Source organism: Fusibacter sp. QWL-12 (assembly GCF_058683495.1).
The window spans coordinates 1,208,010-1,234,733 of the sequence record NZ_CM178745.1; the positions used below are offsets into that span (position 1 = coordinate 1,208,010).

Below are 26,724 nucleotides of genomic sequence, written 5' to 3' on the forward strand. Positions count from 1 at the left end.
CCTGATCTGATTAGATTATAATATAATTCCGAGTAAATTAGTATAGTTAATTTAATTTTTTAATGAAACTTTACATTTTGTTTTAATTTATTAGGTTAAATTAACTAAAAACAGATCGATGACAAGCTCAATAAAAACTTGAAATAAGCGATTAGATCCTTGTCTTAAAAAATCATTTCATCTCATCTAGATTCTTTATCTTCTTTAACTATACTAGAATTTTCGTATATATTCAGTAACATCTGTTACATTTAATACAACGAATTATATTCCCTTCTTAATTGATACATTATTGATTCAACTAACAATATAAGGTACTATAGTATTGTACAAATAAGTAGACATCATATTGGGAGTGAATTTTTATGCTAAAATTAAACGAAAAATACATGTACGGTGTCGAAGAAATGGATACTGAGCATGCAGAATTAATCTCAAGAGCTGAAAGATTAATGGAGGCTTACCAAAAAGGGGAAGCTGACTCTGAAATTATCAAATTGCTTGAATACCTTGCCGCTTATGTCGTCATTCATTTTAGAAACGAAGAAAAGCTACTTGCTAGCTATGACTATCCTTTGATTGATGCACATAGAACACTTCATCGAGAGTTTAAAAATGATGTTATCGCACTGCAAAATGCGATTCATGCGGAAGGTATGACCCTCCAATCGCGATTAAAGCTAACACACTTAACTACAGAATGGATCGATCATCATATTGGAACAGAGGATAAGATTATTGCGGAATTTATCAAATCAAAGCGTGTTTAATATCTAAGCGTATATCAGATATATAATTATCATTATGTTTACTAGTATTGTTTATCCAAATAATAAAGCCAGAGATTTCTAGTCTCTGGCTTTTACTACGATGTAATGTAAGTGTTTCGTTTGCTCTTATCTCAATCTATAGTAACCATAATCATCATTAACATAATAAGCAATTACTTTACCACTATCATCTATAGCGGTCATGATATAACCACATTGATTTTTTTCAGAATTTAAATAAAGAATTAAATACGTTTCAAATCCGTCACCATAAGCGACATAGATCTCACTAATATCTCTATCATTTACAGCCGATCCTTCAGAAGATTCAAGTAAAAAATTGATAGAAGGAAAATCTTCAACAAATGTGTGAATGCTATAAGCTTCTACTTCTAAACCCCAATATTCACCTTCATAGTTAAATATTCCTGTTGACTCAATTACAGGAAAATCAACTTCATCGAGAGGTACAGCAGTGTAATCGTATCTTTGTAATCTAGAGAAATCTTGATTATAAACATATAGTTGATTCACATCTAAATAATACTGATAGTCTAGCATAATATCGTCAACGTAGGTCTGGAGTTCTTCTGTGAAAGTATTATATAGCGCTTCTGAAACGGTAAATCTGTCTTTATCAAGTCCGACTGAATGACCGAGTATTTCTGATCCTGATAATGAAGCAGCTTCAGGTAACGAGAAATAAGTATAGGGTTGTGTTACGTACAATGCATACTCGTAAGCTGTAATTGTTTTTTCTGAAAATCCCAGTTCTCTGATTCTTTGGTTGCCTTCTGCATTATCTGAATACAAGGCTATTGCAATCATCTGAAATACTTCACCGCGAGTAATAGATTCAACTTCATGCATTTCTCTGTTAATGCCAATTCCCATAGTATTATTTAAGTACCAATATGCGCTTTCATAGCTCATTTCGCCACCGAAATTACCAAACCCAAGACTATTTGCAATAAATGCAGCTGCTTGATTGTTTGTAATTTCTTGATTCATACCAAACTTACCATTACCTATTCCAGAAGTAATGCCTTTTGCCTTTGCGAACTCAACCTCCTTAAATGCCCAATGAGTTGTTGGAACATCTGAAAAGCTTGGTTGTGTTGGTGGAATAAAGTTTTTATAACTCTCTTGATCAGGATAAATCTTGTTGATAATTGCGACTAGTTCTTGTCTGGTTAATGTTTTTTCTTCTTCTAGTCCTTTGTTTGTCCCTGTAATAATACCAAGGTCTTTGAGTAGGTTGCCATATGTACTGTATTCTTTAAATGTAATATCTTGTGAGAAGCTTAGATTTGATACACTCAGAATTAACAACAGTAATAATATCAGTTTTCTTTTCATTTTTCCTCCTAATTTTTTATGTTTATTAAAATAAAATTATAATATCATTATACTTTTATTTTAATAATTTTATTTTATCATCTTTAAGAGAAAAAGTATTCAATAATTTACTAATATTTGTAAAAAAAAGCGCATAAGCGCTTAAACAATTACAGGTTTAAAGACTAAACCACCTGATGCGATTTTCTTTTACAAAACCCAAACCTTCAAACAAGGTAATTGAGGCTAAATTGTCCTCTTCAATATGGCAGTATATTGGTAGGTCATTTTCTTTGAGCTGTTGTATGATACTGACTACAATTGCACTTGCTAATCCTTGTCCACGATACTCTGGTAAGACGTAAACAAAACCAATTGCACCATCATCATGAGTAAGTCCCCATCCTATTAGCTCTCCATCTTTTTCTATGCCTATACCAACACCTAAGTGAATTCTCATCTTAACATAGTCAATATCTGTGTAATCACTGTATTCATGAAGTTTTTGAATTGCATATGCATCAGTTGGAATGAGATTTCTTAGTAAAGTACCCGTTTGAAAGGACTGATTCTGATTGGATAGACCTTTCTTCTTTTTTGAGTTTTCTTTAGAAAGAACATAGCGGTCACAAATAAGCTCACGTTCTCTCTGATGGTTAGGGTCAATTATTTCAACCATCCAATCCTCAACTAACGCAAAATTGCGATAATCTTTTGGAAGGCGTTCTACTAATGTGGAAAGATTTACTTTAGTTACGTTTTCAAAGTACGTCCAAGCGCGATCGCTTTTACCCACGTATACTTTAGCATTTCCTTCTCGATCTTCATACAGAGGCGGATGTTGTTTTTTAAAGTAATTAAGGTTATTCATTATACTCTTCCTTCAAAATAGATCTAACGACAAGATCACAAATGCCCAAGTTACTTGCACCACCTTGCCTTAAAATACCCTCATAAATCATGCCACATTTAGTCATTACAGCTCCTGAAGCTGGGTTTCTAACATCGTGTTTTGCGGCAATTCTATTAATCCCAACCGTTTCAAATAAATACTTGATAACTGCGTTTAATGATTCCGTCATATAGCCTTTTCCCCAAAACGCTTCACCAATGCAGTATCCTATTTCAACTGAGTTTGAACTCTCATGTATATGAACGACTGAGATGCTGCCAATGACTTCACCTAAGTCTTTAGGAACGATTGCCCATTGATAGAATTTAGGATCTGCATACTCATTGAGCCACATTTCAAGAACCTTCTGACTGGTTTCGACATCTTTGTGGGTCGGCCAAGTTAGATGCTGTGTTACCTGATCATCATTTGCCCAATTGTGATACATTGGTTCTGCGTCTCCATTTTCAAAGCGTCTTAAAATAAGTTTTTTTGATTCTAAATATTGCGTCCCTTTATGGTTCATAGCTACCTCCAATTTTATGCTTGTCCTTCTCTTTTTTGAGCAAATCTGACTCTTAGACCTTCACTTATGAGCTTGATACTTACCGTTGTCGTCATAACGATCATAATCGGATAAAACCATATCCAATAATACTCTTTAAATGTATTCACCCCTGTTAAATTGGGAATGAGATTTCCCCAAGTTGGAATTAAACCCATAGGAAAACTAACACCAATAAAAAGCAAAATGACTTCTACAATAATGACTTGAGATAAAAATTGTACTGCTGCAACTACAATTTGACTCATTAAATTCGGGAGAAGATGTTTAAAAATGATTCTAACTTTTCCTGTGCCCGACATTTCTGCAGCACGCATATATTCTTCACTATTAATTCGCATGGTTTCTGCCTTAATCACCTTATATAGTACAGGCGAACTAAACAAGCCATATGAGAATATGATGATTAAAATTTTTATAGTATGATCAACCTCAAAATGGGCTATAAAGATACTCATAATAAGTAAAATAGGAATCAAAGGAACTGCATACATAAACGTCGTCATACCTGAAATAATGGACTTTGTTTTATTGCCAAAATAGCCTTCTAAAATCCCAAATAATACACCAAAAAACACATATGGTAATGTGCCTACTATAGCAAGGAATAATGACATTCTACCACCTTGCCATATCCCTGTAAACAGATCAAATCCTTGCTCGGTTGTTCCAAAGAGATGCTCACTTGACGGTGGTCTAAATCTCGCATTACCATCTAAGGTTCCCCATGTATAACTTGATATTTCCGGAAATACGATTGTGCCAAATACTATGATGCCTAGTAGAACCAGACCAATCACTAATAGAGGATTCTTTTTCATTACAGCACCTCCTGATTGAGTCTAGCATCTGCCTTTTTAAGTAAGAAATCTGAAAAAAAGTTACTCACTAAAACAACTAATGCATATATTAGCAAAATCGCCATAACCATATCTCTTTCGCCCTTATTTATGCTATCGATCAAAAGAAGCCCCATTCCAGGCCAACTAAATACTTTTTCAACTAAAATGTTACTAATGACCAGCGTTGGCAAAAGCATCATCGTGATAGAGATCATTGGTAGTATTGCATTTCTAAATGTATGTTTAAAAAATACCGTTAATGGCTTTAATCCTTTTGACTTAGCAGTTCTTACATAATCCTGATGCAAAACATCAAGCATTGATGTTCTAATAAATGGGACCAGCGTACCTACCCAAACTAGAGCTATTGCAATAACGGGTAAAACCAAGTGCTTCATCACATCTACTATTTGAACCCATATATTGGGATACCCCTTTGCAATATAAAGGATATCTCCCATGCCACTTACTGGAAGTATGCCAGGAAAATGTCTTACAAAGGTTAAGACAAAAAGTAATCCAAAATAAAAACTTGGAACAGATGTAAAAATCATAGTAAGTATCAATATTAATGTATCTGTCTTTTTCCTAACTTTTACCGCTGCCAATACACCAAGTGGCACTGAAATACCAAGTGCTATGAAAAAAGCAACCCCATTTAGCAGTACGGTTCTCCCCATAAACTTAAATAAATAGTCGTTAACTGGTCGTGGTACGACTTTATAATCATAGTAGTCGCCAAAATCACCTTTTAAAACATTTGTTGCCCATTTTATGTATTTAGTATGTATTGGATCATAATATCCCATTTCTGTTAGCATCTCAGTAACTTCAGCCTGAGATCTGTTCTGATTTACCGCTTGCTTTTCAGCCTTAGGTAAGCCAACTTCTAAAAATGTAAATGCAATCGCTGTAATTACAAATAAAATCAAAACTGCAGATAAGCTTTTCGCCAATATTTTCCTCATAAAGTCCTCCTTTTAATTATAGTAACATAGGCAGTTCCGAAATTGTCTGAATTTTCTGTAACGAATGCCTTAAAAAAGAATTAAAAAGTGTGATTCTAGAAAAGCTTCAAGAATCACACTTTGTTTTATGACTATTTACTATTCGCCATACTTAGGCTGGTGGTAAATCATATCGTACACATTCCCCGTGAGATCAATATCATTTACAACTGAACGAACTTCTTTGCTCCCTCTTCTAGCGATCACTTCAATGAAATAAGGTTCCTTTAATCGATTGTCGTCTACGTCCATAGTCTCACCTGCCAGTGGTAGAATGTAAGTCGCTTCCCACACTGAGAATTGTTCATTACCACTTATCTTAGAAAAAGCCAATGGAAACTCTGGTTCATAGCCTATTTCGTCTCGATAATAATAGGTTTGTCCATACTTGTTGGTATAGGCCATCGCTTCAAGCTCAGGTGATAAGCGAAGCATTACACTATCCGGATTTCCAGATATTTCTGCAGTAATCTTAATCTTCTCATAGGAGAGAAAGCGATGCGGCATGTAGCTCAACCGCTTACCAAAAAGATCAATCTGTCCCCGCCAATGTTGCCAATAACCAGTTACTTCAACACTACTTATATTTAGTGCTAACACTTCTCTAGTCAAAAGATCTTTTCCAGTTTTTCCAGAGGCAGTACTTGCTGTAAACTCAAAGCTATAGTCACCCTCTGGTAAGGCATTTGGAACTGTGAACTGCAATTTCCATGAAATTTCACCTGTTACATGATCGACTTTGTCCTGTTGCATGTTCAGCGTTCTTTCATAAGGGGTCCCTTTAAAAAGAGTGACTGAAACCGTTTCAGCATATTTATTAGTAACTGCTGTTGCAGAGCTGTCGAGCCCTGTAATCATAGGTTCTAAAGATCCTTTTATGGTGATGGGGGTCACTATGTGAAATGGCAGTCTAATGGTTGAAAATAGTGCTGAGTTTGAGGTGTCTACTGCTTTTAGTTCGATGTAATACAAGCCATCTGGTAGTGTTTTAGCAAGTGTATCATTCACAATTTGCCAATTGTATAAATTGTATTGTTTGGAATTTAATGGGTTTTCGCTGTTTAAATTTAACGCTATTGGCTTTACAGGATTGCCAAATGCGTCAGCTAAAGTGATTGATAGATTATGTGGTTTATGATAGTTCGTCTCGATATCGTAAATGGTGATGCCTTCAGAAGCCGGAATGGCATGAATTGAAAACTTATCGTCCTGTGGCTTTAGTTTTGCCCAGATTTGAATCGGCGGCGCATCTGCTAAAACAAAGGTTTTCACCTTCTCATCCGACCAAGCACCTTCGATATCCTTTACGATGTACTTCAGCTCATAGATACCTGAGGTTAACCGCTCTGGGATCGCATAGTGCCAAACATTATCCCCATTCGTCTTACGATACATAATCTTTCGATCTCTAATTCCCTTGTCTGGATCTGAAAACTCGTGGTCAAGATCGTAGCTGAGATCCACCCAGTTGGTTAAGTATTGATTTGTATTTTGATCGTATGTCCATGAGAGTTCGAAGTCTGCAATGGGTTTTCTGTGGACGTAGATTTCCAGTTGTGCAATATTTGAGTTTTTTTGAAATCCTGTATAGTTAGGAATTGTATCTCTTATTTTTCTATAAACGGTATACTTTCCCGTTTTATTGAAACTTGTTTTTATGGTCTGAGCTTTGAATCCACTATCAGAAAAAGAGGTTAAAGCATTTGATTCTAAGCCCATTGAATTATCATAATAATTTGTATCTTGAACATACTGAATGCCAATATTTGTTAAAGTATCCCGCTCTTCGTCAAAGTCCATAAAATAGGTTTGGAACGTCTCACCTACAAGCAGCAATTTCTTATTGTCCAAAGCTGAATCATTTCCAATAATGTCATTCACTTGAGTCATGATATCTGATAACGGCTGATTGGCATCAACAAAAGCATAATGTGAAATCGTATTTTTCAATGATGGATTGCCCACTAGTATCACTTTTCCAGAGGCTTTTTTTAACATTGCATCTAGATCAGTTTTGTTATTTATTTTGTCTTTTGCAAAGTAAACGATGTACTTTTCAGAATCAAGGCTTAATGTAGGATCAAATGTCTGTTTAACTGACTTCGATATATTTCCTTGGTAATCACCATAGTAATCTGCCTGCCATACATAATTACTCACCCATTCATAGCTTGTTGTTGTTTGGTTTTCATAACCAATAATCCCGTAACAGTCTCCACGAATAATACAATCGAAATCTGTTGCACCTCCATATATTGGCACAGATACCGTAGTTGTAACAGTCGTGTAGTAACCATTGTCATAATAACTGCCATTATCTCTAACATTTACACGATCAAGGACTCCCGAATACCCTCCAGAAGAATAGGTCCACTTTAATGGTGGATAGGCACCACCTGTGTTTTGAGTTGGCGCTACAAATTTTGTATCAACGTAGGTATAAAGATCCCAAAGGAGAACATTTGCAGAAACACCTTTAGACTGTCCTAACGCATTAATCCAATCAACTCTTTTATTAGAAATTTCATTGTTAAGCTCACGTGTAATGCCTTGATCTGATAATACCATTACATCAATTTTAGGAATATTCACATCAATATTTGTTTCAATAGCTGTTACTGGAGCTACGTTATCAACATAAAAATAACGTTCTGCGGTTGCTTTTCTTTTGTCTGTTGTAGTAATAAATTCTGATATAGTTTCTTGTCCAAAACTTTCCTCGATGTCAAAGACGATTTTATATTTGCCTAGCTTAGTTGGTGTATAACCATCGTAACTATCCCAAAGTCCTTGCTTAACAATTTGTTCTGGAATGCCGTCACCATTTGAATCATAATAAATTGAGAATTTGTTCATGCTAATCGAATCGTCATCATATGAAGATCCATCATAATTAAAATCTAAAGTTTCTCCACGAATCATCACTCCTAACCATATGTTTGCCATAATTGCAGGCTCATAGTCTTTATCAATGCGATAATCCTGAGTATATTCTTCAGAAACAAAATATCCTGATGGAATGTCTGATCTCTCAATTAAATTAGGTGGTACAATTGTTTGAGATTTTATATTGATTAATAGCTCTGACTCATCCTTAACAAGAAATACCATTTGATTTGAATTCTTTGTTTGAAATTTTAAGCTTCCTGCGCTATCGCTTGTGGCATCAAAGCTAATGTTAGAGATACTCGCATGGCTCAGTAGATACGAGGAATTCACTGAAGTAAAGTCAGTATTAACTGTGATTTTTCGATTTTCTTTGAAAGTACCTACCGTTTTAAACTGAGCTTTAGGTTTTGTAGTATAAACTACAATGTAACTACTATAAAAAACATCCGTACCCTCTCCATCAGTATATATTACTGAATAAGTGTAAATTTTATCTTCTCCTACGAGTGGGAAAAGATGCTGACCAGCAATGAAATTTTCTGATTCTTCGGGTGATAGCTCTTGACTCTCCAGGATCACTTTTCGAGTTGCATCATCAGGAAGTTCAGTTGCATCCACAATTTTAAAAGTCTCAGTGTCTAGCATGTATCTAGGTGCAGAAATATCTAACTCTACTTTTTTTACAAAAGGCGTCTCAGGGAAAGTTTCTTGTGCACCATCTTCATTTAAGTCCTCAAGGTCTGGTGCACGTTCACTGTTTGTTGTTCCAATCGATTGTGTAAGGGTTTTCTCATTGAAAAAAGTTACTGTCACTTCTCCTGTAAAAGCGACGGTCACTTCCTTGTTTGGGTCAGAAGACAGCTGATTTTTGTAACTGTCATAAGGGATAGAAACTTTAAAAGTATTCGTACCTTTATTTCCATTTCGAGGGATGTTATCTACTGTTACTGTTTTTCCGGTTAAACTATCTGTGAGCTTCAGCGTCCATTTCTTTATATCATCCTTATTGTAAAAAACCGTTCTGGCAACTTCTACAGGCATACCCGCATAAGTTGTATAAGGCGACCAAAGTTCAGCATCTCTATAAATGCCCGTTAATTTAACTTCGTATTCTAAACCAGCTTTAGTCGTTGGATCAAAAGAATCTCCGATTTTAGTTGCTGCAATAAAAGGTTTTAATTCAAGCGGGGTTTTAGGCTGCGTGATTTTACTCAAGGAAAACGTTTGATAATACACGATATCAGATTGATGATACATTAGAACTTCACCAGGGAAACGAGTTGTAGGCGCCGTTGTAACGTGAGCATAATTATAAGCATCTTTGTTTGCATTGGTTGAACTTACAATATCAAAAGGCAAGGTGTCTTGTATCCACGCTCTCGTAGCTATCGCATACTGATCGGTCTTTTTAGCTGTATCATAATAGTCACTCGCTTTTTCTATTCTTGTAGATTTATAATACGGACTCGTTTTTTCCCAAATTTGATAGATCCATTTTTTTGTCTCTGGCTTTCTGCCTGAATCTGAGTCAGCTGGAAAATCAAGGTTGACGTACTTATTACCCGCTGCATCATACCCGTGATAGCGATATTCACCTTGAAGAGATCCTGAACGATAATATCCTTGTTTTTTATTTCCAACCGTTAAATCGCCACTATAGTTCTTCAGCGTAGCATTCTTAAAATCATTTCCTGGTACATTTTGATAATCACCATAAACCACGATTTGTTGGTCTTGCCATAATTCAATATTGAAAAACCAACCGTTCTTATTTTTATACTCAACATCACTAGGAACGCCATAGTAATTTTTATACTCAGTCCAAGTCATGTTATACATAGGTGAAGAAGTATAGTAATCACCAAAGTTGTTATAGTTCGATGAATCATAATCCATAGCGCTAACTGTTCCCCCATTAAAAAAGGGAGCAATTAACGTCATGACCAAATACAGACCAATAATTCGTTTAATATTTCGCTTCACAAAATCTTCTCCTTACTGATACTTAACTGAATAATTAATATAAATTTTGGTTGATGTATTGTTAATTGATACATTCCGTCCTGCTATTCCAAATTTGATCAAGTCTTGTTCATTAGTAATCATCGCATTGTTTATCCTGCTAATAACTGTAGCCGAGTCGCTTCCAAATGAGAATTGAATCATTTTTTCAATAAAATCACTATATATTTCATAGTTTTCTTTTTGAAGTACAATTGAATATGAATATTCGCCGTACATATAAGCTTCTGCTCCCAAAATAATTTCTGTTTTTACTGGAAATTGAACTACTTGATCTCCATATAAAACATAATCACTAAAAATTGATAAATACTGATCTTTATTCTTATATCCATAAATTGAAAAACCATTATCACCTTGATTGAAAATATAGAAAGGATTATCCCCCTCGTTTACTGTAAGTTGATTCATATACTTACCTAGTTCATACATTTCAGTAACATTTATGCCTTTATAAACTGGCATATAGAAATCTTCTTTAACAAGCTTGAATTCACCGCTCTTATAGATATTTGTTTCTGCAAATACACGTTCTCCGTTAGGATTAATCCAATACCATACATCTAGTGATGTCTTGTACTCTTTATAAGGTTTATCTCTCAACTCAGTATTAATAATCTTACTAATAAAGGTTGTAGCTTCTGCACGAGTAGAAAAGTTGGATCCTCTGAAAGTCTTATCTGAATACCCAGTCGTTATTCCCATCTTGTACGCATCTAATACACTTTGAGCACAGTAACCACATATATCCTTATAATCTTTTATTTCATTTGAGACGTATTGGTCATACTCATTTGTTGGTCTCTCTTCATTGAGATAAATCGTATTCATTGTAATAACCGCCATACTTTGACGCGTAATCTTTGCATTATAATCTGTAAATTGATTCGGCTCAATAATGTGTAGCTCAAGAGCCTTATCAATATATGGTTTCGCCCAATCGCCATTCACAGGCTCTAACCAAAACCCTTGAGTTTTCACAGCCATGGCGATATATTCATTTACCTTGACATTGTTATTGGGTCTAAAAGTCCCGTCAGGATAGCCATTAACGATATTGCTTGATTGCAAAGAGTTGATGAATTTATACGCCCAATCACTATTGTTAACATCCTTAAATGATTTGCTTAAATCTTCTGCATAACCAAACGATGATAAGGTCAATAAAACCGTCAGCAAAAATCCTAACCAACCTGTAATTTTAATGCTTTTCTTCATATCATTGATGACACGCTTAAGTAACTTTGGATCTTCATATGTAGATTTATAAAGTTCAGTCTGCTCTTTGACGAGTGATTCTTGACTATTGCATGAATAAATAGTGTTTCTTTCCTCAATATTCTCTTTGATAAATTCCCGCATTTTGTTCCCCCATTATTTTAATAATTTTAACATTTTATGTAAGTACTCGTTATTTTAGTATAACTGATTAAACTGTATATGAAAAGTAATAAATGTAATAATTTTACATTTATTTGGAAAATGAGTCCCATTTTTTCTTTATCTAAGTATGAAAATCGAACTATAATTTATACATTTGTCAACCATCAGTTGATTTTGTCCACCAAAGTTAAGTTAGAATCCATTGTATTCCACATTAAAAAGCATATAATGAGGGTATAAAAAAGGAAAACCGAGGAGGCTTTCATGAAAGAAATCAACCTTGCACGTATATTGACTCAAAAAAGGAAGGAAAAAGGACTTACACAGGACGATCTTGCTAGTTATGTTGGCGTTTCAAAGGCATCCGTCTCCAAATGGGAAACGGGCCAGAGCTTTCCAGATATCCTACTCCTACCCATATTGGCGACTTACTTTAACATTAGCATCGATGAGCTCATTGGCTATTCGCCTCAACTAGACCATAATAGCATTGAGAGACTCTATACAGAATTTACGGTGAAATTCATCACTGAACCCTTTGATAAAGTTATCTCTGATATAGAACAATCGATCCGAAAATACTACGCTTGTATGCCACTGATTCATAAAATGTCGCTACTTTTAATGAACCACTTTATGCTTGCGCCATCACCCGATCAACAAATGGCCATTCTCACGAAAATCGATGAACTTTGTGAAAGAATAAAAGTGGAATCCGATGACCTAAAGCTGGTCAACAGTGCGAACTCACTTCAAGCCGCTGTTTACCTTATACAGCAGGAGCCTCTAAAGGTCATCGAAAATCTAGAAGGCATCTTAAGTCCAACTTCTAGCGATGAGCCAATACTTGCAAGCGCCTACCAGTTACTGGGTAAGACAGATAAGGCAATTCAAGTCTTACAGGCAGGTCAATACAACTATCTGATGCAGCTCATCGGCATTTTACCGTCTTATGCTTTGGTATGCATCCATGACCCAGCGCGGTTTGATGAAGTCGTAAAAAGATCGCTAAGCCTGATGGCGGACTTTGGAATTGAAGACCTCAATGCTGGTATCGCTGTTCAGACACATCTTGCCTTTGCACAGGGCTATATGCAGATGGGCAACAAAGAGCATGCGCTTGACCAACTTGAGAAATACACTGAGCTCTGCACGCATAAGCTCTTCCCTATCAGGATTAAAGGTGATGCTTACTTTGATCAAATAGAGGAATGGTTTAAAGAAATTGAGGTCAGAACACAAGCACCTCGCTCAGAAAAAGTGATTGGGATGAGTATGATTCAAGGGCTTGAAGCAAATCCATTCTTCACAGCAATAAGTGAAGAGCCAAGGTTTAAAAGCTATCTTGAACAGCTTAAAAACTTTTATAAGACATTATAGACGCTTACCTTATTCAGTGATTTAAACATGTGGAACACATGAGCATACAAAGAGTATAATCAGCAAAACTTATAACATAAAGAGCATACAACGTGTATCGCATAAACCATTTAACACTAAAAACATTTGCATAATCTCTATTCATAAATCTTAACGCATATAATAATTCAATTTGGAGGAACCTTATGAACGAAATCAGTCAATTAAAAGAGTATTTACCATTTTTAATCCCTGTAATTATCCTTGAGCTAGCCCTTGCGATTACAGCTCTTGTACACGTCTTAAAGCATCCGAATTATAAATTCGGTAATAAAATCCTATGGATCATCGTCGTCCTTTTCATCCAAATCATCGGTCCTGTGGTGTACTTTCTATTTGGTAGAGGTGATGAATAATGCTCGCCCTCGAAATTCAACAGCTTCATAAATCATTTGGTAGCAATAAGGTCATAGACGGATTAAACCTTGTCGTTCCTGAAAACAGCATTTATGGGCTTCTTGGACAGAACGGCGCTGGAAAAACCACGACCATGAAGATGACCTTGGGTCTGCTTAAAATCGACCAAGGAACGATAAAAGTATTTGGCGAAAACGTTCATTATGGTCAGACGCCAACCAACCAGCACATCGGGTTTTTACCTGATGTCCCAGAGTTTTATGGCTATATGAAGCCACAGGAGTATCTAGAGCTGTGTGGCAGGATCACTGGCATTCCTGAACCTCTATTAAAGCCAAGGATTCAAGAGCTTCTTACTTTAGTTGGACTTGAAAATGCGAAAAAGAGAATTGGGGGCTATTCTAGAGGTATGAAGCAACGCCTTGGCATCGCTCAAGCGATGATCAACGAACCTAAGTTGCTCATCTGCGATGAACCAACTTCTGCACTCGATCCCATCGGGAGAAAGGAAATCCTAGATATCCTTCTCAAACTGAAAGGCAAGACAACGGTTATTTTTTCCACCCATATTTTATCTGATGTAGAACGCATCTGTGATCACATTGGTGTTTTAAGTGGCGGTAAGCTCGCACTAGAAGGCAACCTATCTGAAATCAAGGAAAATGGCCGAACCGATATTATCGAAATTGAGTTTGCCTCTAAGGAGCAACTCAGTCAATTCCGTGAACTCGATGCGACGAAGGCTTACTTTTCATCCGATAACACTTCAAAGCTTTCTGTAGAAGGTAGTAGTCTTTATATTGAGACTGAATCCGTGAAAAGCACACAGCTTCATGTACTGAAGATTCTCGCTGAAGCTGAGCTCGTACCCAACCGGATAGAGCTTTTGGAACCGACGCTTGAGAATCTCTTCATGGAGGTGGTGAAATGAGACCTTATATCGCATTTGTAAAAAAGGAGTGGTTAGAAGCACTTCGCACCTATAAGGTGTTCATCTTTGCAGTCGTCTTCGCACTTTTGGGAATTATGAATCCCATCACTGCTAAGGTGACCCCACAGCTACTTGAGACTTTTATGCCTGAAGGGATGCAAATCACTTTACCCGAACCCACCGCTATGGATTCTTGGGCTCAGTTTTATAAAAACGTCGGTCAGATGGGGCTCATCGTACTCGTCATCCTATTCAGTACGTTGATTTCACATGAAATTACCAAAGGAACCCTCATAAATATCCTTACTAAGGGGCTAAAGAGAAGTACTGTCATCTATGGTAAACTCACACTTTCTATCCTGCTTTGGACGGCAAGCTTTGTACTTTGCTTTGGTTTAACAGACATCTATACGCGCTATTTCTGGGATGTGAGCATTTTACATCACGCCTATTTTGCAGGGGTTTGTCTATGGCTGTTTGGCGTCTTTTTAATCAGTGTGACACTTCTTGGTGGTATCTTGTTTAGCAACAGCTACGGCAGCCTCTTGACGACTTTACTCGTCTTTATCGTCTTGATGATCTTGGGAATTTTTGAGCCAATCGCAAAGTTTAATCCCACATGGCTTGCAACACAAAACATGAGTCTGGTTCAAGGCAGTTTGTCACCAGATCGACTCATTCCTGCAGTCGTTAGTACCATTATTGTCATCGTGCTCTTAAATGTCGTTTCGGTCATTACCTTTAATCGAAAAGCGATTTAACATAACAAACAATAATTCAAACTCATCTTAAGACTAAAAAAATCCTATAAAGAATTCGTCGACAGCTAACTGTTTTAACGGGATCTTTATAGGATTTACTTTTTTAAATTTACTTTTTTAAACTTACTTTTTTAAACTTACTTTTTTAAATTTACTTTTTTAAATTTACTTTTTAGATTTACTTTTTTAGATTTTCTTATGTTGCCATTTGCCTTTTCCAAACCAGATCGCCATAATCGCCGCCTCTGCTGCAACTGAGATGCCAATTGCGAGCCAGACACCGTCAGATCCAAGAGGGATTAAGGTTGTGAGTAAGATGGCAAGTGGAATTTTTACTGCCCAGTTGCCCACAAGTGATGCCAGCATTGGCGGGAAGGTATCCCCTGCGCCTGAAAACGCCGATCCAAATACCGTGTTGATGATCGCGAAAAGGACACCTGTATAGGTGATTCTAAGGTAATTGACACCAATTCGGATGACTTCAGGATCATCGACGAAAAATCGCATGAAGCTGTGTGGAAAGATATAAAAAGGTATCGAGAACACAATCATATTAATTGTTGCCAGCAGAACCCCTTGTTTAACCAGACGTTTTGCCTTTGGAATATCTGATTGTCCTAGACTTTGCCCTACCATAACCGAAAGTGCTGTGCCTAGACCTGCAAGAAAGATAAATACAAAGTTAAAAAATCGTCCGCCGACACCAAAGGCCGCACCTGCTGCCACCCCTTGTGCTAGCACCAATCGATACATAATCAAACCAGTAAATGGACGTGTAATCATTTGCATCACAGCAAATCCACCAATTTTCACGATGCGGATGACCATGCTGATCTCGAGCTTAAGATGTGAAAATAAAACCTCTAGTCTCCCCTCAAATACATTCTTAAAAGTGAGTCGCGTCATGAGCAAGAAAGCTACAACTTCTGAAAGAACAGTTGCGGTCGCAGCGCCACCAATGCCCTGATGGAAAACGTTAATAAAAATATAGTCTAAAATGATGTTACAGATGTTCGCCGTAATAAAAATCTTTACTGGATTTTTTGTGTCTCCTGTTGCCTGTACGATGGACCTAGAAGTGGCATTGTAAAAGAAAAACGGCAATCCCAGTAATCCGATTCCGACGTAGGTTCTGGCCATGTCGAGCACTGAAGCGTCTGCATCGCCAAAGATCCAGAGGAGGCCATCTAAACCTAAAAAACTACCCACTGTGACGACCGCACCGATGAGGATCGACAGAATCAGCCCCGTTGACGCAATGGTCTGAATCATTCCCTTGTCCTCGGCCCCTGAGTATCTGGCCACCAATGCGACCACACCTGCTGCAACGACGGTTGGTAAAACTTGTATAACACCTAAAAGCGATGTCCCAGTTCCTGCTGCAGCTGCCTCTGTACTGCCCAGCCTTGCTATAAACCACATATCCGTTATCACTAATACTGTATGTAACGCTTGTCCTAACATAACCGGCCATGCCAGTTTCCAAATTAACGCTATGGTTTTAGCGTCTAGTCCTATCCCTTTTATTATCTTATGATGTTTGTCTGTAGACGCCATAGTTCCCCCAATATTGATGTTAAAAATCCAAAAAAGTCAGCTTGTATAATATTCGATACAAAACTGACTTTTCCTTTTATTATATTTAGTGTTACGAAACTTTAATTATTTATCTGTTATAGCGCATCGATTAACGAAGCCATGATAAAATCATTTCTCGATAGCCCATGAATTTTATGTGTCATCAAATAGACAACCACACGACCCCATCCCAACTCGATATCAGGATGATGCCCCTGCTCCTCTGCGATGGCACCAACTTTATCGACAAATTCCAGTGCCGATTTAAAATCTTTAAATTTATAATGCTTCTCAAGTTTCGCTTCTTCTATTACTTCCCAGCCATCTGATAGCTCGGATTTCAGTGCTTTAAGTTCTTCCCCTACGATCGGTGGCGTTCCCAGAGAACAGGGGATACATCTTTCTTGACTTAATCCAGACATAACGACCTCCTTTGTGTTACTTATACCCCTTTTTTCAGGAAAGCATTGGCATAAATTTCTGAAGATCGCGTCATCTCTTTAGCAAAGTCTGACATGTATTTTCGATTGCAAAATGCTGTAATCGTGCTATCGAAGTCATAATCAGGCTTGCCCGACTGTTTAAGGTGCATCTCTCTAAGCTCTGTCTCAGTTAATCTTCTATAGTGATTCTCATGTACAATGTATTCCGCTTCAAAGCGATTTGGCTTTTGTCTGTTCTTCTGACCTTCAGTCGGATAGCCAATTACCAGCATAGCGATAGGGACGACAAATTCATCGAGCTTAAGAAGCGCACGATGGGTTTCGACATTTTCAAGTATATCCCCGATATAGCATGAACCCAGGCCAAACGACTCTGCTGCAACCACTATATTTTGAGCTGCAATCACAGCATCCTGTATCGCTAGGAAAAGATCCCCCATTCCTGGATCTCTGGCTTCTACCCCTGCTGCATGATAAGCGTCCAGCCACCTTCTCGTATCCGCTAAAAAGATAAGAACGATCGGCGCTTTAGCGATAAAGGGTTGATGATCACAGGTTTCAGCCAATTGATCCTTTAACCCCTGATCCGTTACGTCTATGATACTATAAAGCATCTGATTGCCTGCAGTCGGTGCCTGAAAGCCCGCATTTAAGAGCGCTTGTTTAATCTCAGTGGGAACTTGTTTTTCTTCAAATTGTCTGGTTGATTTTCTAGATACTAAAGATTCATAAATGGTATTCATATACGCCTCCTGCTAATGATTATTGATTATTCGTCGAATAAAGTATGTAAAGAATCCTCTTCTCTCACAGTATAGCATACAATCAAATTTTATTTCTGACCGCTCGGACAGTTTGTTTGTTGACGTGCGCTTTCATTTATGCTAGATTATAATTATCAGGTCAAAGAAGGTGGATTATGAAGCAAGACTTAAGAGTCGTTAAAGGAACTGAAACCAAACACAAGCTTTTAGAAGCTGGACTTCAAATACTGGCATTAGAAGGGTTTGCTGGACTCAGTGCAAAGAAGGTTTCAGATGCAGCTGGCGTCAGTAAAAGTAATTTTTTTCATCACTTTACAAGTGCTGAAGAAATGACACAACAGCTATTTGATTACATGATGACCATCGCTTTTCCAGCAGCAAATACAATGATTACTTTCAAGAGTGTTAAAGAATTCCTATCGGTACTTGGTGATCTCACGCTAAACATCAACGAACGTGAACGAACTGCCTATATGGCACTTTACCACTATTACAACCTCGCACTTGTTAATCCGGAATACCAAGTGAAAATTGAGGCAGTCAAGCTTGAAATGGCCGCATTTATTAAACAGATGATTCTCCAGATTGAGCCAAATGCCACAAAACTTGCACAGAAACTTGATGAAGCGATTGAGCTATTCGTGATCCAATTTGACACCATAGGCATGCACTTTATGCTTGAGAAGGATTTAGAAAAATACAAACGCTTATGGGCATTACAAAGTCAAATGATGCTCGACTATCTTTACAGTTAAACTAAACAACCAACACTTATCATAAATCGCTCGGTTTGATCCAGCGATTTTATTCACCTCATTTAATTGACCGACCGAACAGTTATATAAAATTATCAGGAGGCATTTATGCAAAATAATATTACCATCCCAAAGTTTTTTCATGAATTATTTGGAACCGAGCAAACCGTCATCGAACTTCTACTCGTTCTTATCTTTACAGTAGGTTCTATCTTTACCGTTGGTTTTCTAACGCATTCAGAATGGTCATCGCTGTCACTTATAAGACAAATCGTATTATGGTTTTTATATCTGGATATCTCTGGTGGTATCGTCGCCAATTTAACCCACGGGACAAACTCACATTATGCCAAGTCTTCAAAAGCCAGATGGGTGTTTATCGCCATTCACATTCAGCCACTTCTACTTCTCATCGCTTACCCAGAGCGATGGACAGCTGCAATTACCATATGGGCATTTACCATACTCTCTGCGAGCCTCGTCAACCTACTCAGAAAATACGACTTCCAAAGAACCCTCGCAGGATTTTTGGTTGGTGTTTTATCGATACTACTTTTCACCTATTCACCCTTTATCACTTTGCCCAATATCTTAAAGATCATCTACAGCTTTTATGGCTTCAAGGTCATCTATAGCTTTGCTGTCGATCACGAAAGGATCTACAAATGATTGTATCAACTGCTACATTAACTGATTACGAGCGCATCCTTGCCGTTGGGCTCCTGACCTCAGCTTTTGAAAACGATCCTTGGCTACTTATGCTATCCAGTGGTCAGCGTGATAAAATAAGCGCATTCTTTGACTTCGTCATACAAAACGGAAATCATACAGGTCAACTTTTCTTAAAAATATATTTAGAGGAAGTGCCACATGTGATGGTGGGTTTTGCGGTAGTTGAACCACCGAAAAAAGATCAGAAAAAAAGTACATGGCACTATTTGATTTTCATCCTTCGCTATTTTATGACACTTGATTTCAAATCCTTTAAAAGGCTCAACGCCTACATGAGGCAGACCACAAAACACCGCCCAAGGGTGCCACATCATTATCTCGTCTGTGTAGGCATAGCGCCAGAGCATCAAGGTAAGCATCTAGGAAAAGAGGTACTCGACTATCTGCACACCCTAAGCGCAAATCATCCCCTTTCCACCGGCGTTGGACTGGATACAGAAAACGATAAAAACATCGGTTATTATGAGAAAAACGGCTATCGCTTTACAGCGACTGAGTCTCTCGAAGCACTTAGCATCTACACATTTTTCAGGGAAAATCATTAAAACTAAAAAAAGAGGCGAATCATTCGCCTCTTTCTCATTAATAACTAAATAATAAACTTAGAAATCTCTCGATCTAGCTCACCTGCAATTTGACTTAACTCTTGTGCCGCCTTTGCAACCTCTTCAACTGCATAAGTTTGTTGTTCCATAGATGCGGTTACTTCTTCCGAAGCCGCTGCGGTTTCTTCTGATACAGCCGAGATATTTTCGATGCTGCTGACGATTCTTTCCTTATCGGTATTGACTTCTTTTACAGCACCACCGATGGATTCGATGTTGCTAGAAATCGTTTGATAAGCGGTCTTAATCGTCGCAAATGCACCGATTACCTTTTGTACCGCTTCATTTTGCTTATCTGAAATCGCCTTTAGTGTCGCCATACTGTCTACTGATTTTGTACTGTCTTGTTGGATATCTCCGACAATCTTACGAACATTTTCAGTCGCTTTTGCAGATTGCTCCGCCAGCTTACGGATTTCTTCAGCAACAACTGCAAAGCCTCTACCATGCTCTCCAGCACGAGCAGCCTCTATTGAAGCATTAAGTGCGAGAAGATTGGTCTGAACTGAGATATCTGAGATACTATCAAGGATAGAACCGATTTCTTGCGTTCTAAGATTGAGTTCGTTGATAATCATTTCAATTTCATAATTTGCCTTTTGAGATTCATCGTTGCGTTTGCCTAGCTCCTGTACAGATTCTATACCTTCATTATATGCCACACCAGTGGTTTCAGCTGAGTTCACCATATCTTGAGTGTACTGATTCAGGTGACCAAACTTATCTGAAAGCGCTTGAGCGATCACTGAGCTTTGCTCTGCATCAGATGCCTGATCTTGAGCACCTTTTGCGATGTCCTCTACGGTTTTAGCGACCTCAGTAGCAGATGCACTTACTTCTTCACTTGTCGCAGCAAGATTTTGTGACGAATTGGTCAAGTGATTTGACACATTTTGGATGTTACCAACTAATTTTGCTAAATCCTCTAAGGTTTCATCAAAATACTGACTGAGTAATCCAGTTTCATCCTTTGAGTTGATATTAGAATGTTCACTTAAATCACCCGTTCTCGCTTTTTGCATAGAGGCAACTAGCTTGCGAATGCGTTCGTTAAAGGCACGTGTTAGTAAGAAAATAATTCCAACTGCAACTGCTATAGCAACCAAAGATTCAATTGCATTTACTATAATGATGGATATGATACTTCTATTAATTTCATCATAATAGAAAGTAGAAACAACTGACCAATTGACAGATCTCATTCTAGTTATTGAAGCGTACTTTTTCTTTGTCGTTCCATTTTCTTCAAATTTATATTCAACTGAATTCACATCTGTCGTTTTTAGTGCATCTACAATTTGAGTGGTCGTCAGCTCTGTACCTATTTTCTCTGGATTCACATGTGCCATGATAACATTGTTACCATCGACGATGATTGGATACCCTCTTTCGCCTATCTTAATGGATTCCGTTTGTCTATTGAGTGTTTCAAGTGAAATATCTGCTGCCAATACGCCGACAAATTTTCCTGCATTATCGTATACTGGTTCACAAGCCGTTACAACCATCTTACCTACAGTATCATCGAAATAAGGATCTGTCCAAAGGAACTCTCCTTTATCTTTTGCGGCTATGTACCAATCTCTCGTTCTTGGATCATAGTCACCTAAGTCGTCGTCTGGCTTCATAACCATTCGTTTATCCTCAGTTCCTAAGTAGATAAATAGTATGTCTGGATTCGCTTTTATAACTGTATCTAAAATTCCTAGTAATTTTGATTCAGCTGTGGCATCTGACATGATTTTTTTTGAAAATTCTTGTTGAGATATGGAACGAATTAACGTCTCATAACCCTTTAAATAGTTCTCAACCGATGTACTAATTTGTTGACCCAAATAATCAACTGAGTTTTTCTTATCCATTGTGAAAACTGATCCTACAACAATTGTAGTCCCCAAGCCTACTGCGATCTGAGTTAACACAATGATACCTACGAAGATGAGGATAAAGGTCTTCCTTATACTCCTTTTAACTTTGATTTTCTCCATAATAACCTCCCACATGGTTTCCGATAAACTATTCCCCAAACAATGCTTATCAGCGTAATATTATATTATCACAACTAATGATAGTAAGTATACTTGCTTTGTTGAAAGATGATGCTATAGACCTAATAATACCAACTGGATTTTAGCGTCTTATAATCCTCTTTAAAATAAGTAAATAGTTCCTGTGGTGGTTGATTGTTGTCAAAGTAATCATCATACCTCAAGCTAACCAGTTCAGATAATACAGGCCTTGATGTATCTTCTAAGTACAAGTGAAGTGGATAATTTACTCCTTTTGGCAACGATGTTACTTTTCCATAGTAAAGTTTTTCAATCATCAAAGTCAGTACAGCCTGATGGATAAATATCTTGTAAAGCATTGATTCAGTGATGATCGCAATAATTTCTGGAAGGCGTAGCATGTTTTCCAGTGCCATAAAGGTCTCCTGAAAGAGTGCTTTCGGCGCATTGATCCATAACATCCCAGCATTGTAGTAAGGATAGATAAGCTCTTTCGATATGATGGTCTTTGTTGGTGATTGCGTATTTAGAGAATCTAGAGGCAAACCAAGATGCTTTGATAGCAAGCACCAGAAATCAGAGCGCTCCTCTCCATATCGATCGCCTATGTTGCGTTTGTCCACTGGATTTATGGCGAGCTCAGGTAAGTTCTCACTTATACTTATATGAAGTGGGTTGATAAAGCAACTGTCCACATCCATCCAAAGATAAGCTGCTTCGCAAATCTTTTCAAAGCTTGCAGCAGCCTCAATTTTATCTATGAAAGGGACTTTACAGTCCGTTAAAACGCTGTCGTAAACCATCACATCAACCTGATTCGCCTGAAAAAAGGCATTAATTTCATCTGGTATAGCTGATGCAACCTCATTTGAAACCATCATAGTGGGTTGATATTCTCTTAATACCTCTGACTGTAATTGGTTTGATTCAAATGTTTTAATTAAAAATACTGCTTGTGGCAATTGCTGAATATGCCCTAGAAAAAAGCCCAAACGATTCATGATATCCCCTTTTAAAAGCAAAACACACCTCTACATGTATGTATGTGAGATGTGCGCCCTTGTTTATTTTAGTTTGTCGATAATCAGATAACTGATGCTAGCTGTTAACGTCGATAAAGTGGTTCCCCACACGAGATCAATGACGGTAATGATTACAGGCCATGACTTGATCGTCGCTAAGTTGGTAAGATCATAGGTTGCATAGCTGATTAAACCAAATAATGCACCCGATAGCACGACATTTCCCAAAGACGTCGCTGGTGTAATGGCAAAATACAAAATACCGATGATAAAAAGAATGTAAAATAAGATCGCCGCTGTCCAATTTACCTTCTCAGCCATTATATAGCCAAGATGCTTCGCATAGAGATTCTTTGCGATGAGTCCAAGCCAAGCTAAATCAATTACGAAGAAAACAATAAAGGTAATCACAAAATTTCTCAAATGAATCAACATATTGCCTCCTAATAAAGGTTCCTATAACATAAGAATACCCCAAAGAAGGCAGTTTAATTAAAAAATAATCAGATGCAATATGCCACGAATGATGATACCGACTACAGCAGCCAATATTGCGGACTTTGCAACCTTCGCGACTCTTGGCCCTGTCGCCACGAGTACGGCTAATCCAACAGGGTCAAGCGGATTTAAGGTGAAGCCTGCTACACGATTGAGTTCTTGAGCGGTCATAAGGCCTTGCTTCATAAGATCTAGAATAATCGCCATCATGGCAGTACCACCTGCGATAAACTTCGTCACAATAGGAAGTACAGCGACGCTAGGTATCCCAATAGCGGTGAGAACAGGCGATAAAATCGTCTCTAAAATACCAATAATACCCGCAGTTTTTAAAACATTGACTAAAAATACAGCTATGATTAAAGGTGGGATGGATTTTAGAACGATGGCAAGTCCCGATTCGCCACCTTCAAATAAAAGTGCGATGATACTCTTCTTTTTATGTGTTGCTTCAATTGCATCGAGTTTTTTTTCAGAATCGTCCTTATTTAAATGGGGCGTTTCAATGTTGTTTTTATTACTATGATTTGCTTCTTTTCCCTTTAAAAGTTTATATGCGATTAAGCTGGCAATTAATCCGCCTACTAATGAGGTTGCAATACCCACAGGAAGATTTAACCCCACTGATGTCAGAGGAAAAACAGCATTTGCTTGTGCCATAACTAAAATTGCAGCTAAGGTCGCTGCCAAAGAAGCATCACTTATGGTATCATCTTGATCGATGATTTTAAGCGTAGCCACAGGTGCCGCAAAACTGATAAAAAGAATTTGGAGGATTGCAAAAACACCTAAACCTGGTAGACCAAATAGGAGCATCAATGGCGCTACCCCTTTTGCAATCCAGCTCAATATATTTTTTTTGTCTAGCACGTTCATGATCGCCATCATTATAACCATTATCGGTAAAATGGTATAAAGAGAAAGCTCAACTCCGACCTTTCCCGACTCTAGCATCATTTGAATCACTTTTTCCATAATCAAACCTTTCTTTAATCGAGCATAATTTCAAAATATTAGTTTGATTATAAACTAATTTTGTGCAAGATGCTAGATGAAAAAAGCCCACTTGAAAGTGGACTTTTTTAGACTGTCGAATATGATTGAACTTGATTGAACTTTAAAAATTGGATGGCTACTATTCAATCATGATCATTTTAGATGTTTCTAGTTTGTTACGCTTTGGAATTTCAATCTTCAACACACCATCTTCAAGCTTTGCCTTGATGCCTTCTGCATCTGCATCTTTTAAGAAGATATTGCGCGACATAGAGCTGATACGTCTTTCTCTGTGGATGTAGTTTTTATTGGTTTCTTCTTTATTTTCTTCTTTATTAACCGAGATATTAAGTTTTCCGTCATCTAAAGATAAACTTATTTCCTCTTTTTGAACACCTGGTATTTCTGCTTCCACTAGATATGCCTGCTCGCTATCTTGGACGTCAATTTTAAAAGTATCTGCGACGAGGCTTCTTCTCATTGGCCAAGTGTCTGAAAAAAAGTCATCAATCATATTCTGAAAATCATCAAAACCAACACCCATTAAATCGTTACGTCTTTTGTTGAATGGTATTAATCCTGCCATGCTTAACAACTCCTTTCATAAAAAATAGATGTGAATTTATGTTTTGTTAGCACTCTATATTGACGAGTGCTAATCTTAATTTATATATACACCTTTTTGTTTTTACTGTCAATGCACTTCAAAATTTTTTTACAATTTTAAAAAACCGTTAAAAAAACTCAGTGACAGATGCCTGTGCATCATCACTGAGTTTTTTTGTCATTACATTTAACTATTTAGGAATTTTAATCGTTTTACCGTCTTTCTTCCATTGTTTAAACTCTGCCGCAGCAGTAAAGATAACGTCTGTTGAAGAGTTAAGTGCTGTTTCACATGAATCTTGTAAAACACCTACGATAAAGCCTACACCAACTACTTGCATTGCAATATCGTTTGAAATCCCAAATAAACTACATGCTAATGGGATTAGTAAAAGCGAACCACCTGCTACACCAGAAGCACCACAAGCGCTTACTGCAGCAAGTACACTTAAAATAAGTGCAGTAGCTATATCTACTTCGATGCCAAGTGTATGAACTGCAGCGAGCGAAAGTACTGAAATGGTAATTGCCGCTCCTGCCATATTGATCGTTGCACCCAGTGGAATCGAAACTGAATAATTGTCTTTATCAAGTCCAAGTTCTTCACAAAGCTCCATGTTCACTGGAATATTTGCTGCAGAGCTTCGTGTAAAGAATGCAGTTAAGCCAGAAACTCTGATACTCTTGAGGACTAGCGGATAAGGATTTTGCTTAATTTGTGTATACACGATGATCGGATTCACCACAAATGCAACAAATAACATACATCCAACTAATACGACAAGCAATTGACCATAGCTCATTAATGATTCAATACCACTTGTTGCAATTGAGTCAAACACAAGACCCATAATGCCAAGTGGTGCAAAGTTGATGATAAATCTAACGACGTTAGAAAGTGCATCTGCAACATTACTAATCATCAGTTTGGTTGTATCTGCAGCACTTCTAAGCATAAAGCCAAGTAAAGCTGCCCAAGCAAGTATACCGATGTAATTTGCATTAAATAACGCTTTTACGGGATTATCGACTACATTTAATAGAAGTGTTTTTAATACATCAACCACGCCTCCTGGAGGAGAAATACTATCAACGCCTGCTGCCATGGTTAAGCTTACTGGGAAGGCAAAGCTTGCAACAACCCCTATTAAGCTTGCTAAAAACGTACCAAGAAGGTATAACTTAATGATCGAGCCCATGTTCGTTTGATGTCCTGCTTTATGCTGCGCAATGGCACTCATAACTAGGAAAAATACCAACATTGGTGCTACGGCTTTAAGTGCCCCTACAAATAAAGAACCGAAAATCACGACAAAAGCTGCCTGTTTTGGAATCGCCACAGCGAGAAGTATACCGATGACCAAGCCAACGATAATACGCTTCACTATGCTAAGCGCATTCCATTTCTTAAAGATTTCTTTCACTACCTACCTCCACTTTTTCTCTCTATTTAGTGTTTAAAGTTTAACATTACAACCATTTTAACATAGGAAGTCATAAAAGCAAGGTAATTTGTTACGAAATATTAATATAGTTTATT

General features: G+C 37.5%; 24 protein-coding genes. 8 read left to right on the forward strand and 16 right to left on the reverse strand.

Going from position 1 to position 26,724, the window contains the following annotated elements; genetic code table 11:
• The first annotated feature begins 365 nt into the window (after positions 1 to 365).
• Positions 366 to 770 carry a bacteriohemerythrin gene (locus AC4PID_RS06195; protein WP_492134695.1) on the forward strand — a complete coding sequence of 135 codons (405 nt, stop codon included), beginning with the start codon at positions 366 to 368 and terminating at the stop codon, positions 768 to 770.
• Between the two features lie 126 nt (positions 771 to 896).
• On the opposite strand, the gene AC4PID_RS06200 is transcribed toward AC4PID_RS06195, so the two are convergent.
• The 7 genes from AC4PID_RS06200 to AC4PID_RS06230 all read right to left on the reverse strand — a co-directional run bounded on the left by AC4PID_RS06200 (position 897) and on the right by AC4PID_RS06230 (position 11,687).
• Positions 897 to 2,129, reverse strand: a complete 1,233-nt coding sequence (locus AC4PID_RS06200) for an S-layer homology domain-containing protein (RefSeq protein ID WP_492134696.1) — start codon at positions 2,127 to 2,129, stop codon at positions 897 to 899.
• A gap of 157 nt (positions 2,130 to 2,286) precedes the next feature.
• Positions 2,287 to 2,979 carry a GNAT family N-acetyltransferase gene (locus AC4PID_RS06205; protein WP_492134697.1) on the reverse strand — a complete coding sequence of 231 codons (693 nt, stop codon included), beginning with the start codon at positions 2,977 to 2,979 and terminating at the stop codon, positions 2,287 to 2,289.
• A complete protein-coding gene (locus AC4PID_RS06210) occupies positions 2,972 to 3,526 on the reverse strand; it encodes a GNAT family N-acetyltransferase (protein ID WP_492134698.1) in 555 nt (184 codons plus the stop codon). Before AC4PID_RS06210 ends, AC4PID_RS06205 begins: the two co-directional genes overlap by 8 nt.
• A 14-nt stretch (positions 3,527 to 3,540) precedes the next feature.
• Positions 3,541 to 4,386: an ABC transporter permease gene (locus tag AC4PID_RS06215; protein ID WP_492134699.1), complete on the reverse strand. Its 846-nt coding sequence runs from the start codon at positions 4,384 to 4,386 to the stop codon at positions 3,541 to 3,543.
• Positions 4,386 to 5,375: an ABC transporter permease gene (locus AC4PID_RS06220; protein WP_492134700.1), complete on the reverse strand. Its 990-nt coding sequence runs from the start codon at positions 5,373 to 5,375 to the stop codon at positions 4,386 to 4,388. The genes AC4PID_RS06215 and AC4PID_RS06220 overlap by 1 nt, the downstream gene beginning before the upstream one ends.
• 138 nt (positions 5,376 to 5,513) lie before the next feature.
• Positions 5,514 to 10,286 (reverse strand): Athe_2463 domain-containing protein, encoded by a 4,773-nt coding sequence (locus AC4PID_RS06225; protein ID WP_492134701.1) that lies wholly within the window; start codon positions 10,284 to 10,286, stop codon positions 5,514 to 5,516.
• A gap of 12 nt (positions 10,287 to 10,298) precedes the next feature.
• The gene (locus tag AC4PID_RS06230) at positions 10,299 to 11,687 is read right to left on the reverse strand and encodes an S-layer homology domain-containing protein (protein WP_492134702.1); all 1,389 of its coding nucleotides are present in this window, start codon (positions 11,685 to 11,687) and stop codon (positions 10,299 to 10,301) included.
• Positions 11,688 to 11,972: 285 nt separating this feature from the next.
• On the opposite strand from AC4PID_RS06230, the gene AC4PID_RS06235 reads away from it, so the two are divergent.
• From AC4PID_RS06235 to AC4PID_RS06250, 4 genes are all read left to right on the forward strand, one after another.
• Positions 11,973 to 13,088: a helix-turn-helix domain-containing protein gene (locus tag AC4PID_RS06235; protein WP_492134703.1), complete on the forward strand. Its 1,116-nt coding sequence runs from the start codon at positions 11,973 to 11,975 to the stop codon at positions 13,086 to 13,088.
• Positions 13,089 to 13,273: 185 nt separating this feature from the next.
• Positions 13,274 to 13,483 (forward strand): PLDc N-terminal domain-containing protein, encoded by a 210-nt coding sequence (locus AC4PID_RS06240; RefSeq protein ID WP_492134704.1) that lies wholly within the window; start codon positions 13,274 to 13,276, stop codon positions 13,481 to 13,483.
• On the forward strand, positions 13,483 to 14,415 hold the full coding sequence (locus AC4PID_RS06245) for an ABC transporter ATP-binding protein (RefSeq protein ID WP_492134705.1): 933 nt from the start codon (positions 13,483 to 13,485) through the stop codon (positions 14,413 to 14,415). The genes AC4PID_RS06240 and AC4PID_RS06245 overlap by 1 nt, the downstream gene beginning before the upstream one ends.
• A complete protein-coding gene (locus tag AC4PID_RS06250; RefSeq protein ID WP_492134706.1) occupies positions 14,412 to 15,176 on the forward strand; it encodes an ABC transporter permease in 765 nt (254 codons plus the stop codon). The genes AC4PID_RS06245 and AC4PID_RS06250 overlap by 4 nt, the downstream gene beginning before the upstream one ends.
• A 186-nt stretch (positions 15,177 to 15,362) precedes the next feature.
• Here AC4PID_RS06250 and AC4PID_RS06255 read toward each other — a convergent pair whose 3' ends face one another.
• The 3 genes from AC4PID_RS06255 to AC4PID_RS06265 form a co-directional block, all read right to left on the reverse strand.
• Positions 15,363 to 16,733, reverse strand: coding sequence for an MATE family efflux transporter (locus AC4PID_RS06255; RefSeq protein WP_492134707.1), 1,371 nt, complete (start codon positions 16,731 to 16,733; stop codon positions 15,363 to 15,365).
• A 116-nt stretch (positions 16,734 to 16,849) separates the two neighbouring features.
• Positions 16,850 to 17,176, reverse strand: a complete 327-nt coding sequence (locus AC4PID_RS06260) for a 4a-hydroxytetrahydrobiopterin dehydratase (RefSeq protein ID WP_492134708.1) — start codon at positions 17,174 to 17,176, stop codon at positions 16,850 to 16,852.
• A 20-nt stretch (positions 17,177 to 17,196) separates the two neighbouring features.
• Positions 17,197 to 17,940, reverse strand: coding sequence for a nitroreductase family protein (locus tag AC4PID_RS06265; protein WP_492134709.1), 744 nt, complete (start codon positions 17,938 to 17,940; stop codon positions 17,197 to 17,199).
• A gap of 176 nt (positions 17,941 to 18,116) precedes the next feature.
• Between AC4PID_RS06265 and AC4PID_RS06270 the strand changes: the two genes are divergently transcribed.
• From AC4PID_RS06270 to AC4PID_RS06280, 3 genes are all read left to right on the forward strand, one after another.
• Positions 18,117 to 18,716, forward strand: a complete 600-nt coding sequence (locus tag AC4PID_RS06270) for a TetR/AcrR family transcriptional regulator (protein WP_492134710.1) — start codon at positions 18,117 to 18,119, stop codon at positions 18,714 to 18,716.
• 108 nt (positions 18,717 to 18,824) lie between these two features.
• Positions 18,825 to 19,385, forward strand: a complete 561-nt coding sequence (locus tag AC4PID_RS06275; RefSeq protein ID WP_492134711.1) for a hypothetical protein — start codon at positions 18,825 to 18,827, stop codon at positions 19,383 to 19,385.
• Positions 19,382 to 19,993, forward strand: coding sequence for a GNAT family N-acetyltransferase (locus AC4PID_RS06280; protein ID WP_492134712.1), 612 nt, complete (start codon positions 19,382 to 19,384; stop codon positions 19,991 to 19,993). Before AC4PID_RS06275 ends, AC4PID_RS06280 begins: the two co-directional genes overlap by 4 nt.
• A 44-nt stretch (positions 19,994 to 20,037) precedes the next feature.
• Here AC4PID_RS06280 and AC4PID_RS06285 read toward each other — a convergent pair whose 3' ends face one another.
• The 6 genes from AC4PID_RS06285 to sstT form a co-directional block, all read right to left on the reverse strand.
• Positions 20,038 to 22,041: a methyl-accepting chemotaxis protein gene (locus AC4PID_RS06285; RefSeq protein ID WP_492134713.1), complete on the reverse strand. Its 2,004-nt coding sequence runs from the start codon at positions 22,039 to 22,041 to the stop codon at positions 20,038 to 20,040.
• A 122-nt stretch (positions 22,042 to 22,163) separates the two neighbouring features.
• A complete protein-coding gene (locus tag AC4PID_RS06290; protein WP_492134714.1) occupies positions 22,164 to 23,063 on the reverse strand; it encodes a GT-B fold glycosyltransferase domain-containing protein in 900 nt (299 codons plus the stop codon).
• Positions 23,064 to 23,126: 63 nt separating this feature from the next.
• The gene (locus tag AC4PID_RS06295) at positions 23,127 to 23,519 is read right to left on the reverse strand and encodes a DUF2177 family protein (protein ID WP_492134715.1); all 393 of its coding nucleotides are present in this window, start codon (positions 23,517 to 23,519) and stop codon (positions 23,127 to 23,129) included.
• Positions 23,520 to 23,576: 57 nt separating this feature from the next.
• Positions 23,577 to 24,557 carry a nucleoside recognition domain-containing protein gene (locus tag AC4PID_RS06300; protein ID WP_492134716.1) on the reverse strand — a complete coding sequence of 327 codons (981 nt, stop codon included), beginning with the start codon at positions 24,555 to 24,557 and terminating at the stop codon, positions 23,577 to 23,579.
• A gap of 160 nt (positions 24,558 to 24,717) precedes the next feature.
• Positions 24,718 to 25,164, reverse strand: a complete 447-nt coding sequence (locus AC4PID_RS06305; protein ID WP_492134717.1) for an Hsp20/alpha crystallin family protein — start codon at positions 25,162 to 25,164, stop codon at positions 24,718 to 24,720.
• A 211-nt stretch (positions 25,165 to 25,375) separates the two neighbouring features.
• The gene (gene sstT, locus AC4PID_RS06310; RefSeq protein WP_492134718.1) at positions 25,376 to 26,608 is read right to left on the reverse strand and encodes a serine/threonine transporter SstT; all 1,233 of its coding nucleotides are present in this window, start codon (positions 26,606 to 26,608) and stop codon (positions 25,376 to 25,378) included.
• Positions 26,609 to 26,724: the final 116 nt, after the last annotated feature.